The sequence below is a fragment of the Methylobacterium sp. Leaf112 genome, from assembly GCF_001423295.1.
GTDB lineage: Bacteria > Pseudomonadota > Alphaproteobacteria > Rhizobiales > Beijerinckiaceae > Methylobacterium.
In genome coordinates this window covers 37,794-50,080 of sequence record NZ_LMNG01000030.1, presented here as the reverse complement: position 1 = coordinate 50,080, position 12,287 = coordinate 37,794, and the positions used below count along the sequence as shown (strand labels likewise).

The 12,287-nt window shown below is 67.5% G+C and carries 10 protein-coding genes; all 10 read right to left on the bottom strand.

All coding sequences use genetic code 11. From position 1 onward, the window contains the following. Entirely contained in the window at positions 1-1,065 is a 1,065-nt protein-coding gene (gene lpxD / locus ASF52_RS14090; protein ID WP_056173147.1) for a UDP-3-O-(3-hydroxymyristoyl)glucosamine N-acyltransferase, read from the bottom strand. A gap of 44 nt (positions 1,066-1,109) precedes the next feature. Then, on the bottom strand, positions 1,110-3,668 hold the full coding sequence (bamA, locus tag ASF52_RS14085; protein ID WP_056173144.1) for an outer membrane protein assembly factor BamA: 2,559 nt from the start codon (positions 3,666-3,668) through the stop codon (positions 1,110-1,112). 301 nt (positions 3,669-3,969) lie between these two features. Then, positions 3,970-5,130 carry an RIP metalloprotease RseP gene (gene rseP / locus ASF52_RS14080; protein WP_056173140.1) on the bottom strand — a complete coding sequence of 387 codons (1,161 nt, stop codon included), beginning with the start codon at positions 5,128-5,130 and terminating at the stop codon, positions 3,970-3,972. 197 nt (positions 5,131-5,327) lie between these two features. Continuing rightward, on the bottom strand, positions 5,328-6,491 hold the full coding sequence (gene dxr / locus ASF52_RS14075; RefSeq protein ID WP_056173137.1) for a 1-deoxy-D-xylulose-5-phosphate reductoisomerase: 1,164 nt from the start codon (positions 6,489-6,491) through the stop codon (positions 5,328-5,330). Between the two features lie 13 nt (positions 6,492-6,504). Further along, entirely contained in the window at positions 6,505-7,371 is an 867-nt protein-coding gene (locus ASF52_RS14070; RefSeq protein ID WP_056173134.1) for a phosphatidate cytidylyltransferase, read from the bottom strand. Continuing rightward, positions 7,371-8,171 (bottom strand): isoprenyl transferase, encoded by an 801-nt coding sequence (locus tag ASF52_RS14065; protein ID WP_082515327.1) that lies wholly within the window; start codon positions 8,169-8,171, stop codon positions 7,371-7,373. Before ASF52_RS14065 ends, ASF52_RS14070 begins: the two co-directional genes overlap by 1 nt. A 288-nt stretch (positions 8,172-8,459) precedes the next feature. Further along, positions 8,460-9,026 carry a ribosome recycling factor gene (frr, locus tag ASF52_RS14060; RefSeq protein WP_056173131.1) on the bottom strand — a complete coding sequence of 189 codons (567 nt, stop codon included), beginning with the start codon at positions 9,024-9,026 and terminating at the stop codon, positions 8,460-8,462. Positions 9,027-9,173: 147 nt separating this feature from the next. After that, positions 9,174-9,896 (bottom strand): UMP kinase, encoded by a 723-nt coding sequence (pyrH, locus tag ASF52_RS14055; protein WP_056173129.1) that lies wholly within the window; start codon positions 9,894-9,896, stop codon positions 9,174-9,176. 152 nt (positions 9,897-10,048) lie between these two features. Then, the gene (tsf, locus tag ASF52_RS14050; RefSeq protein WP_056173126.1) at positions 10,049-10,972 is read right to left on the bottom strand and encodes a translation elongation factor Ts; all 924 of its coding nucleotides are present in this window, start codon (positions 10,970-10,972) and stop codon (positions 10,049-10,051) included. Between the two features lie 138 nt (positions 10,973-11,110). Next, the gene (locus ASF52_RS14045; RefSeq protein ID WP_056173123.1) at positions 11,111-12,178 is read right to left on the bottom strand and encodes a 30S ribosomal protein S2; all 1,068 of its coding nucleotides are present in this window, start codon (positions 12,176-12,178) and stop codon (positions 11,111-11,113) included. Positions 12,179-12,287 lie beyond the last annotated feature (109 nt).

Genomic DNA, 12,287 nt, shown 5'->3' with positions numbered 1-12,287 from the left:
TCAGGCCTTCGGCTCCTTCGACTCGTCGCCGCCGGAGCGTTCCGCGAGGCGTGCGAGGGTGGTGAGTTCACGGAACCACGCGCGAACCGGCTTGGCCGGCGTGCCACCCCAGCGAGAGCCGGGCGGTACGTCGCGGTTGACGTTGGACGACCCGGCGATCTGTGCACCCATGCCGATGCGCAGGTGGCCGACGACGCCGACCTGCCCGCCGAGGACCACGTAATCCTCCAGGGTGGTCGAACCGGAGATGCCGACGCCCGAAACGATGACGCAATGTCGTCCGATGACGACGTTGTGGGCGATCTGGACGAGGTTGTCGATCTTGGTCCCCTCCCCGATCACCGTATCGCGACTGGCACCCCGGTCAATGGTGGTGTTGGCACCGATCTCGACATCGTCCTGAACGATGACCCGACCGATCTGGGGCACCTTGAGGTGGCCGCCCGGCCCCATGGCGAAGCCGAACCCGTCCTGGCCGATGCGGGCGCCGGGATGGACGATGACGCGATTGCCGAGCAGGGCATGGGTGACCGTCGAACCCGCGCCGATGGCGCAATCCCGCCCGACCCGGACATTCGGGCCGATCACCGCGCCCGGACCGATCACCGTTCCTGAGCCGACCTCGGCGCCCGGACCGATCACTGCACCGGGATCGATACGGACACCCGTTTCGAGGCGGGCCTCCGGGTGGACATGGGCACCGGGTGCGACCCCGTTTGAACCGAAGACGGAGGCTGGACGCATCGCCTCCGGGTAGAGCCGGGCCAGGAGGCCCGCATAGGAGCGGTAAGGATCACGGGTGATCAGTGCAATGGTGCCGGTCGGCACACGGGCGGCGAAACGCGGTGAGACGAGGCACACTCCGGCCCGCGTCTGAGCCAGGGCGTCACCGTAGCGGGCATTGTCCATGTAGGCGATATCGCTCGGGCCGGCGCTCTCGAGGGGCGCGGCACCGTTGAAGATTGCCTGCGCGTCCGCCGCGGGGGGGAGCGAAACGCCGGCAGCCTCGGCGATGGCGCCGAGGCTGAGGGTGGTGTCGGGCGTGATGAAGATCGGATCTGCCATGACCGGAAACGCGCCGCCCTTGGAAAAGGGCGACGCCTTTGTCGTTAGAAGCGCGAGCCGCCGGAGAACCGGAACGCCTGAAGCTGATCCTTGCCGATGCGGAAGTTGGTGCCCGGGACCTTCACACCTTCGTCCTTGGTGAGGGCGTAGGCATAATCGAAGCGGATCGGTCCGAGCGGAGAGTTCCACAGGATCGAGGCACCGATGGACGACCGGATGACCGCCTTGTCGTGAACGTTCACGCACTCCGGTTCGACACCGATGGTGGCCGAATTGAAGTTACAGACGCCGCCGGGTGCGATGCCGTTGATGAAGGCGTCGCCATTGACGTTGAACTGCGTGCGGCCGTTGTAGCCGAACAGGGTACCGGCATCGGCGAAGACTGCGCCCTTCAGGCCAAGATCCTTGGGAATACCCCAGATCGGGAACTGGACCTCGACGGTGCCGCCCACATAGGTGCTGCCGCCGATGGCGTTGGACCGGCTGTCGGCGATGCCGACGTCGCGCGGACCGATGCCGTTGGGCGCGAAACCACGAACCAGCGACGGGCCGAGGAAGAATTGGTCCGTGATGCGCAGGGGCTCGTCGTTGAGCGCCGAGATGTGACCGCCCTGAAGCCGGACGAAGCCGACCACGTCCTCGTAGAACTCCTTGTAGTACCGGGCGTCGCCGGTCACGCGGAAGAACTTCGAGTCACCACCGAGGCCCGCGAGGTCAGGCTTGAGTTCGGCGTAGAGGCCGTTGCGCGGCAGGCCGATGTTGTCGAGGGTCGAGTAGGCCAGCGTGAGGCCGGCCAGCGACGTGAGAGTGTTACCCTGCGAGCCCTTGAGGGCGATGGAGGCTTCACCGTCGAAGGCGCAGTTCGGGTAGGCCGCGAGGCCCGACACGTTCTGGCCATTGGCCGTGAACGTGTTGTTCGGATAGACCGCCGTGTAACCCGGGATCGGGTTCGAGCAGTCGTTGTACGGCCGGCGGATGGTGTTCGGGACGCGCAGCTCGGTGTTGTAGAGCGAGTAACGCAGGGTGATACCGAACTCTTCGGTGATCGGCAGGCCGACGCGGAGCTGGCCACCGTACACGGTGGTCTCGTAGCGCGAGTAGCGGGTCTGGTCGCTGTACTTGTAGAACGCGTCGAAGCCGGCGGCGAGGCGGTAGCCGAGGAAGTACGGCTCGGTGAACGAGAAGTCGACGCCGCGGGCGTACTGGCCGGCGGTGCCGGCGACGCGGACATACTGGCCGCGGCCGAGGAAGTTCGACTCGGAGACCGAGACTTCACCGATGATGCCGTCCTGGGTCGAGTAGCCACCGGCGACCGAGAACGAACCCGTGGGCTGATCCTCGACGTCGATGTTGATGACCACGCGATCGGCGGCCGAGCCCGGCTCGTTCGAGAACCGGACCTTCTTGAAGAAGCCGAGACCGTTCAGGCGACGCTCCGCCCGGTCCGTGAGGACGCGGTTGTAGGCATCACCCTCCGTGATATCGAGCTCGCGACGGATGACGTAGTCGCGGGTGCGGGTGTTGCCGCGGATGTTGATGCGCTCGACGTAGACGCGCGGACCGTCCTCGACAACGAAGCCGAGGGCTACGGTACCGGTGGCCGGATCGCGCTGCCCGGTGGGACGCACCTGGGCGAAGGGGAAGCCCTGGCGGGCAACCTGGTTCGTCACGCCACTGAGGGTGCGCTCGACATCCTCGGCGTTGTAGACATCGCCGACCTGGGCGCGAACTTCGCCATCGAGACCCTGCGTGTCGAGGCCGGGAAGGCGCGAATCGATGGCGACGGCACCGACCTTGTACTGCTGGCCTTCCTCGACCACCACGTCGATCACCCAACCGGCATCGGTCTCGGCCTCGACGTAGCGGGCATCGGCCTTGACGACGCGGAAATCGGCGTAGCCGTTCTTGAGGTAGAAGCGCCGCACGAGGTCGAGATCGTTGGTGATCCGGTCGGGATCATAGACATCGGAGGTCTTGATGAACGACAGGAAGTTCATCTCCGAGGAGGACATCAGCTCCTTGATCTTCGACTCGGAGTATTCCTTGTTGCCCGATATGTTGATCGCCTTGATGCCGGTCTTGTCGCCTTCCTCGATGACATAGATCACGTCCAGGCGGCCGTTGGGCAGATCGACGGTGCGGAAGCTGACCTTGGCGCTGCCGCGGCCCGAGCGGCGGTAGATCTCGCGGATGCGCTGCATGTCGGCGGTGACGATGCCCTGATTGTAGGGGCCACGCGCCTTGGCTTCGATCTCACCCTCGAGGGTGGCCTTCTCAACCTTCTTGTTTCCCTCGAACACCACCCGGTTGATGATGTTATTCTCGCGCACGCTCACCACGGTGCTGCCGCCGCTGCGCGACACCTTAACGTCGGAGAACATGCCGCTCGCCAGGAGGTTGCGGCGGGCTTCCTCGGGCGAACCGGAGGCGGTGCCGGTCACGTAGGACCGGATCGTGTCGGAATCAACGCGCTTGTTACCCTGGACGACGATCTGCTCGGCCTGCGCCACGCCGCCGAGAACCAGCCCTGCGGCCGTGGTGGCGACTAGGACGATGGTCCGCTCCGCCGACTTACGTCGGCGCTTTCCCGTCATCGACATCATGTAATCGCCCGTCTCTTTTATTATCAGTACGGGTTCGCACCCGCGGACAGGTGCCGGTTTGCCCGGTCGTCCCGTCGTCTGGTCCCAAGCTCAGCTTCTAGCGGGTTTCCCGGTCGAAGCAAACGTTGGGGTCACCCGCTCACAGGGGATTTTGGGGACACGTGGCCTTCCGGTCACTTAACGCCGAAACGCCATCGCCGAACATGGTGAACGAAGCCACAACGCAACTTGGCCGCGCGGCGGATGCGCCAGCGCGGCCAGTGATTTGATCGAGTCTGAGGCTTGCCTGGGGGAACGTCGATCAGGTGCCGCGCGACCCCCAGGAGGCACCGAGATTGAGGACGTCGTTCCAGGCGGCGAACAGCATCAGGAACAGCACCAGGGCCAAACCGATGCGGAAGCCGATTTCCTGCGTACGCTCGCTCAGTGGCCGCCCGCGCACGGCCTCGAAGGCGTAAAACAGAAGGTGTCCGCCATCGAGCAGGGGCACCGGAAACAGGTTGAGAAGGCCAATGGACACCGACAGAAGGGCGATGAGGCCGATGAGTCCGCCCGCACCGCTGACCTTGGCGACCTCGCCCGAGACCCGGGCGATGCCGATGGGCCCGGAGAGCTGATCGGCCGATTCACGCCCAGTCACGAGCTTGCCGATGTAATCGATGGTCCGGTCGACCACGAAGTAGGTCTCGTAGACGCCCTGACCCACGGACTGGAGCGGGCCGTAATGGACGAGCTTGGCCTCGCTGCCCTTCGGACCCTGGATGCCGAGGCGACCGAAACGGTGCCGCCCGAACGGGGTACGTTCCTCGACGCCGTCCGGCACGGCGGTGAGCACCTGCCGCTCGCCGTTGCGCTCGACGGTGATGGCGAGGCTGGAACCGGCGCTGGTGGTGACCGAACGCTGCATGTCGGTGAAGCTGTTGACGGTGGTGCCGCCGATGGCCCGGATGATGTCGCCGGGCTGGAAGCCGGCGCGCTCGGCCGCGCTCCCTGCCATCACCGCCTCGACGCGGGCCGGTGTCTCGTAGCGTCCGCCGAAGTAGATCGCTCCGGAGAACAGCACGATGGCGAGGAGGAAGTTGGCGATGGGACCGGCGGCGACGATGGCGGCGCGCTTGGCCAGGGGCTGCGTCGGAAAGCTGGTGGCGCGCTCCTGGGGGCTCATCCGCGCCACCGCATCGGGGTCCGGCACGCTGGCACCGTTCGCGTCGCCGTGGAACTTGACGTAGCCCCCGAGCGGCACGGCCGAAAGCTTCCAGCGTGTGCCGTGACGGTCGTTGAAGCCGAAGAGTTCGGGGCCGAACCCGAGGGAAAAGGCGTGGACGCCGACGCCGCACCAGCGTCCGACGAGGAAGTGCCCCATCTCGTGAACGAACACGACGACGCTGAGCACGATCAGGAACGGGATCACGTTGCCGAAGAATCCGGCGGCTGTCCCGCCCATCGTGTTCAGAAAGTCCATCGTCGATCCTCGAAGCGTCCTGCCGGCAAGCCAATCCGCCTGTAGCAGATCGGGGCTGGGGCCGGCGAACGCAAATGCGCCAGCGTGGTTCTGGCGTCGCACTGGGGCAAAGACCAGCCGGAAAGCCGGTTTTCCTGCGATTTGGGTAAAGAGGGAGGGCTTGACCCGAAGCTCGCCGCGACGCGCTCCGGGCGGGATCAAGCCGCCAGGGCTTCGCTGCTCCAGGCCCGCACCTCGGCGTCGATGGCCAGGGCTTCGTCGACATCCGACGGTGCCTGCCGGTAGAGCCCTGCGAAATGGGTACAAGCGCGCTCGACCAGATCGGCGATCCCGTAGAAACCGATGGCGCCACTGATGAAGGCCGCCACCGCGATCTCATTGGCGGCGTTCATCACCGTCGGGGCCGCACCGCCGTCGCGCAGGGCGGCCCTGGCGATCCGAAGGCACGGGAACCGTGTCTCGTCGGCGGCCTCGAAGGTGAGACTCCCCACCGCCGCGAGGTCGAGGGAACGGCCCCGCGCGATGGTCAGCCGCTCGCCGAGCCCCAGGCAATGAGCGATGGGCACCCGCATGTCGGGCATGGCGAGCCCCGCCGTGACGGCGCCGTCGCGCCAGGTGATGAGGCCATGCACGATGGATTGTGGGTGGACGATCACGTCGAGGCGCGCCGCCTCGATGGCGAAGAGGTGATGCGCCTCGATGAGTTCGAGGCCCTTGTTCATCAGGGACGCCGAATCGATGTTGATCTTCATGCCCATGGACCAGGTCGGATGGGCGGCGGCCTCCGCGGGCGAGGCGGCGGCGATGCGTTCGGCGGTCCAGGTGCGGAACGGCCCGCCGGAGGCCGTGATGGTCATGGTGGCGATATCCGCGACCTTGCCGTCACCGAGCGCCTGGGCGAGGGCGTTGTGCTCGGAATCCACCGGCAGGAGGGTGGCTCCGTAGCGAACGGCGTCCCGCATGAAGGCGTCGCCGGCGCAGACGAGGCTCTCCTTGTTGGCGAGCGCCACCGTGCGACCCAGGCGGAGCGCGGCGTGGGTCGGGCGAAGACCGGCGGCTCCGCTCACGGCGGCCACGACGATGTCGGCATCGCGTGCCACGGCCTCCAGCACCGCGCCTTCGCCGGCGCCGTTGGGGATGCCGGTGCCGGAGAGGAGATCGCGCAGGGCCGCCCCCTGTGATTCGTCGGCCAGCGCCACGAAGTCGGCACCGATTTCGCGCGCGAGCTTCGCGATCGCGACGGCGTCACGGCCGCCCACCAGGGCGCCGACGCGGAAGCGCTCGGGATGCTGGCCGAGAAGGTCCGTGGTGGAGCGGCCGATGGAACCGGTGGCACCCAGGATGGAAACGGTGAGACTCAACGGAGACAATCCTTCAGACCGCGCCCATGCGATGCGCGAGGAGATACAATCCGGCCAGCAAGGCCACGGCGGCGAAACCGTCGAGACGGTCCATGACCCCGCCGTGGCCGGGGATGGAGCGGCCGGAATCCTTGACGCCCCAGTGCCGCTTCAGGGCGGATTCGGCCAGATCGCCGGCCTGACTGAAGATCGAGGCGGCGGCGCTGACAGCGCCCACGATGGCAAGTGAGGTCGCCGCGAGCGGGCTCCAGCCGTAGCCCCGCGCCAGGGCGACGAGGCCGATGCCCGCGGCGGTCCCGGCGGCGAGACCACCGAGCGCGCCCGACCACGTCTTCTTCGGGCTGACACTCGGCATCAGCTTCGGGCCGCCGAACGTCCGGCCTGTGATGTAGGCGACGACATCGGTGGACCACACCACCGCGAACATCCAGGCGGGCCCGAGGATGCCGATGCCGGGATCGTCGCGCAGACCCGGCGGAACGAGGGCGACCACGGCGCCGCCGGCAAGGCCCGCCACCGCGCGGCCCCGCGCCGGACCGTCCTGGGCCAGGACGAGCAGACCGAGGGTCCCCGTCGCGGCGACGGCGAGGAATACGAGGGGGGTGGCTCCCTCCCGGAGGCACAGGGAGAGGCCCGCGAGGGTCACGCCGATGATCGTCAGGAGCAGCCGGCGCGGGCCGGTGCGGCTCATGCCGATCCACTCCGCGGCGCCGACGAGGGCGGCGGCCAGCCAGATGAAGGCGAACGGTCCGCCGCCGAGGATCAGGGCCGAGACCACGAGGATCGCCAGCACCACCCCAGACACGAGGCGAAGCTGGAACTCGCGCCCGCTCAGGGGATTGCGCCGCACACCCGGGGCCGCCTCGCTCGGGCTTCCCATCAGCCGGTCTTGTCGCTGAGACCGCCGAAGCGCCGGTCGCGGCGATGGTACTCGCCGATGGCCGCCACGAAGGCGTCGTGGTCGAAGTCCGGCCACAGGGCGGGCGTGGTCACGTACTCGGCGTAGGCCGTCTGCCACGTGAGGAAGTTCGACAGACGCAGTTCGCCCGAGGTGCGGATCACCAGATCGGGATCTGGAATGCCGGTGGTATCGAGGGCCGCCGTGATGGCGTCGATGTCGATGTCGTCGGGACTCGTACGGCCCTCGGCGCAGGCCCGGGCGAGGGTGCGCACGGCGCGGACGATCTCCTGGCGACCACCGTAGTTGAACGCGACCACCAGGGTCAGGCCGGGATTGGCCCGGGTCATCGCCTCGGCCTCGTCCAGAAGGGCGACGATATCGGCGCTCAGGCCCTCGCGGTCGCCGATGATCCGCACGCGCACGCCGTTGCGATGAAGCTCGGCCAGATCGCGGCGGACGAACAACTTGAGCAAGCCCATGAGGTCGGCGACCTCCGCCGGCGGACGGCGCCAGTTCTCGGACGAGAACGTGTAGATGGTCAGGTAGCGTACGCCGAGGTCGATGGAGGACCGCACGGCCCGACGCACGGCCTCGACGCCGCGGCGATGGCCCTCGACGCGGGGCAAACCCCGCCGTGCCGCCCAGCGTCCGTTGCCGTCCATGATGATGGCGACGTGCGCGGGCGCTGGCAGCGCGAGGCCGGCGGGCAGCACCGGCGCCGCACCGGACACGGCCGGCGGGCGGACTTCGAACGCCGACGCGCCCTGCCCTCCCACCATCCCGGCTTCGATGTGACGCGCGCCCTCAGTTCGACCCAACGCGCCCCTCCCCCGTGCTTCGTCCCGTTCGGACGGCAATCCGCCGAACGCTGGAACCGTGATCGATCAAATCGAACCGCGGTCCCAGAACCTTCCCTCGTCCTGCGTCCTTACGACGAACTCAACATCTAAGTCGTCGCAGAGCGCAGGGGAGCATCGTCTCGGATACCCGCTCCAAGACGATGCTCCCGATCCTCGGTCACGCATCGGCTGTTGCGAAAGCCGGTGTCCACCTCTCGGGCAGATGCGCTAGACCTGCATGATTTCCTTTTCCTTGGACGCCAGCACGCCGTCGATCTCGGCGATGTGCTGATCGGTGACCTTCTGGACTTCACCGGCCTGACGCTTCTCGTCGTCTTCGCTGATGGCGCCATCCTTCTCCAGCTTCTTCAGATGGTCGAGCCCGTCGCGACGCACGTGGCGGACGGCAACACGAGCCTCTTCCGTATACTTGTGTGCGACCTTGACCATTTCCTTGCGGCGCTGCTCGTTCATCTCCGGCACGCGCAGGCGGATGGTCTGGCCTTCCGTCTGGGGGTTCATGCCGAGGTCGGATTCACGGATCGCCTTCTCGACGGCGCTGACCATGCCCCGGTCCCAGACCGAAATGCTCAGCAGGCGGGGCTCCGGCACGCTCACGGTGGCGACCTGCGCCATTGGCATCATCGCCCCGTAGGCATCGACCTGGATCGGATCGAGGATGCTCGGGGTCGCGCGGCCCGTTCGCAGGGAACCGAGGTCGCCCTTGAGGGAGGTGACGGCCCCCTGCATGCGGCGCTTGATGTCGTTCAGATCGAATTCGGGGATAGCAGCCATGCGTTCAGTGTCCCGACGCGAACAGAGAGGGAGGGAAGCCGGGCCGCCGGGGCCCGTTCTGCGGCTTCAATGAACCAAAACCCTGTGGCCCGCAAATGTGTTCGCGGTCCTTCGGCGTTTCGCATCCGAGGATCGCGGGAGCGTGGATCAAGGAACCACGTGGGTGGCCGGTGCCTCCCCCGTGAGGATGGCCCGGATCGAGCTCGGCGCATGGACGGACCCGACCACGATGGAGAGACGGCTCTCGCGGGCGAGGGCGAAAGCGGCGGTGTCCATCACCTTGAGGTCGCGGCCGATGGCCTCGTCGTGGGTGAGGCGATCGTAGCGGGTGGCGGACGGGTCGATCTTCGGATCGGCCGAGTAGACCCCGTCCACCTGTGTCGCCTTGAGCACGGCATCGCAACGCAGCTCGGCCGCGCGCAGAACGGCGGCCGTGTCGGTGGTGAAGAACGGGTTGCCGGTGCCGCCCGCGAGCACGATGACCTGCCCCTTGTCGAGGTGGTGCAGGGCGGGCTGCCGCGCGAAGGTCTCGCAGATCGTCGGCATCGACACGGCCGACATGGTGCGGGCGGGTACGCCGGCGGCGTTCAGGGCGGTCTCGAGGGCCAGCGAGTTCATCACCGTCGCCATCATGCCGAGCGAATCCCCGGTGGCCCGGTCGATCCAGCCCGCGGCCGAGATGCGCGCACCGCGGATCATGTTGCCGCCGCCGACCACCAGGGCGAGTTGGATTCCAGCTTCCCGCGTACGGGCGATGTCGTCGGCGATACCGGCGAGCGTCGGGGGGTGCAGCCAGTAACCGTCCGGCGCAGCGAGCGCCTCCCCGGACAGCTTCACGAGGACGCGGCGAAACGGTGTGGTCTCCGGCATCGAGCCAGTCCCCTCAAAGCCGTCCCGAAATCGGGGCGGCGAGCCAATCGGAAGCGGAGGGGTGTCTAGCGCAGGCGGGACCGAAACGTCGAGGGGCGGCGGCATCGCTGCCACCGCCCCCCTCACATTTTCGTCAGACCGTCGGTCCGTGATCAGCCGCGAGCGGCGGCCGCGACCTCGGCGGCGAAATCCGGGGCCTCTTCCTTCTCGATGCCCTCACCGAGGGCGTAGCGAACGAAGGCGGTGAGCTTGACCGGTGCGCCGGCCTTGCCCTCGGCTTCCTTGAGGACCTGCGTGATGGTCTTCGAGCCGTCGTGCACGAAGGGCTGCTCGAGGAGGGTGACCTCCTTGTAGTAGCTCTTCAGGCCGCTCTCGACGATCTTGGCGAGCACATTTTCGGGCTTTCCGGCGTTCTTCTCGCGCAGGATGTTGATCTCGCGGTCGAGGGTCGGCTGGTCGACGCCGGCGGCATCGAGGGCCACCGGGTTGGTGGCGGCGACGTGCATGGCGATCTGGCGACCGAGGGTGGAGAGGACCTCGACGTCACCCTCGGACTCGAGGGCGACGAGGACGCCGATCTTGCCGAGGCCGTCGACCACCTGGCCGTGGACGTAGGAGGCGATGACGCCCTTGGTCACGTCGAGCTTGGCGACGCGGCGCAGAGTCATGTTCTCGCCGATGGTGGCGATGAGGTTCGCGAGGCTCTCCTTGACGGTGGTCTCGGCGCCGGGGAACTTGGCGGACTCGAGGCCTTCGAGGGTGCCGTCGGTATCCAGGGCGAGCTTGGCGGCCTCGCGGGCAAAGCCCTGGAAGCTGTCGTTGCGGGCGACGAAGTCCGTCTCGGAGTTCACCTCGACGAGGGCGGCGTGGTGCCCGGCGGACTCGACGGCGACGAGGCCCTCGGCGGCGACGCGGCCGGCCTTCTTGGCGGCCTTGGCGAGGCCCTTCTTGCGCAGCCAGTCGACGGCGGCTTCGATGTCGCCGTCCGTCTCGTTCAGTGCGCCCTTGCAGTCCATCATGCCCGCGCCGGTCTTTTCGCGGAGCTCTTTCACCAGTGCGGCGGTGATGTTGGCCATGGCCTGTCCTTTCCGGGACTCTTGATGTGGGGGATTCTTGAAGTGAAGGAGCCCGGCGCTCTGGAAAAAGCACCGGGCTTCAGGATGATGGTGTCGATCCGTCGGTGGCGGCCCTGGCTCGAGGCCGCCGTGGCGGTCTCAGGCGGCGGCGGCGGCCTCGGCGAAGCCACGGGCCTGCTCGACCCAGCCGTCACGGCCGATGCGGCCATTGAGCTTGAGATCGGCATCGACCTTGGCGACGTCCGCTTCGCTCATCGCGGCGATCTGCCAATAATGGTAGACGCCGGCTTCGTTGAGCTTCTGAACGATCTGGGGACCGGCACCGTGGAGCTTCGACAGGTCGTCGGGGGCGCCGCGCGGGGCCGAGAGCAGTTCGAAGTGCTCGGTGGACTCCACGAGGGCGGCCACATCGGCCTGGGTGACCGAGCCGGACTCGATGGAAGCCGCGCCCTCGTCGTTGGCGGGCAGCTCCTCGGCGGTCGGCTCCTCGGAGGCACCGAGATCGATGCCGCTCGAGCCCTGACCGCGCGAGATGCCATCGATGGCAGCGCGGGCGATGAGGTCGCAGTACAGAGCGATGGCGCGGCCGGCGTCATCGTTGGCCGGAACCACGTAGGTGATGCCGTCCGGGTTGCAGTTGGTGTCGACGATGGCGGCCACCGGGATCCCGAGGCGCTGGGCCTCCTTGATCGCGAGCTGCTCCTTGTTGGTGTCGATCACGAACAGCAGGTCGGGCACGCCGCCCATGTCCTTGATGCCGCCGAGGGCCTTCTCGAGCTTGTCCTTCTCGCGAGCGAGCATGAGACGCTCCTTCTTGGTGAGGCCCTGGGCCCCGCCATCGAGGATTTCGTCGACCTTGCGCAGGCGCGAGATCGAGCCCGAGATGGTCTTCCAGTTGGTCAGCATGCCGCCGAGCCAGCGGGAGTTGACGTAGTACTGGGCCGAACGCTTAGCGGCTTCGGCGATGGTGTCGGCGGCCTGGCGCTTGGTGCCGACGAACAGCACGCGGCCACCCTTGGCCACGGTGTCGCTCACGGCCTGCAGGGCCTGGTGGAGGGCCGGCACGGTCTGGGCCAGGTCGATGATGTGGATGTTGTTGCGCGTCCCGAAGATGTAGGACTGCATCTTCGGGTTCCAGCGGTGGGCCTGGTGCCCGAAGTGGGCGCCGGCCTCGAGAAGCTGACGCATGCTGAAATCAACGGCCATGATCTTTTGTCTCTCCGGTTATGCCGCCGCGGAGGAAGCGACCAGGGTCCCGTGGGGCACCGGTCACCGGAAACGCCTCATTCAGGCATGAGGCCAACTCCGCGTGTGG

What these genes read in the sequence shown, in the direction of transcription:
- rseP (WP_056173140.1), bottom strand. Translation starts at nt 5,130, where the DNA reads ATGGACTTTCTGAACACGATGGGCGGGACAGCCGCCGGATTCTTCGGC.
- tsf (WP_056173126.1), bottom strand. Translation starts at nt 10,972, where the DNA reads ATGGCCAACATCACCGCCGCACTGGTGAAAGAGCTCCGCGAAAAGACC.
- frr (WP_056173131.1), bottom strand. Translation starts at nt 9,026, where the DNA reads ATGGCTGCTATCCCCGAATTCGATCTGAACGACATCAAGCGCCGCATG.
- pyrH (WP_056173129.1), bottom strand. Translation starts at nt 9,896, where the DNA reads ATGCCGGAGACCACACCGTTTCGCCGCGTCCTCGTGAAGCTGTCCGGG.
- ASF52_RS14065 (WP_082515327.1), bottom strand. Translation starts at nt 8,171, where the DNA reads ATGGTGGGAGGGCAGGGCGCGTCGGCGTTCGAAGTCCGCCCGCCGGCC.
- ASF52_RS14070 (WP_056173134.1), bottom strand. Translation starts at nt 7,371, where the DNA reads ATGGGAAGCCCGAGCGAGGCGGCCCCGGGTGTGCGGCGCAATCCCCTG.
- bamA (WP_056173144.1), bottom strand. Translation starts at nt 3,668, where the DNA reads ATGATGTCGATGACGGGAAAGCGCCGACGTAAGTCGGCGGAGCGGACC.
- lpxD (WP_056173147.1), bottom strand. Translation starts at nt 1,065, where the DNA reads ATGGCAGATCCGATCTTCATCACGCCCGACACCACCCTCAGCCTCGGC.
- ASF52_RS14045 (WP_056173123.1), bottom strand. Translation starts at nt 12,178, where the DNA reads ATGGCCGTTGATTTCAGCATGCGTCAGCTTCTCGAGGCCGGCGCCCAC.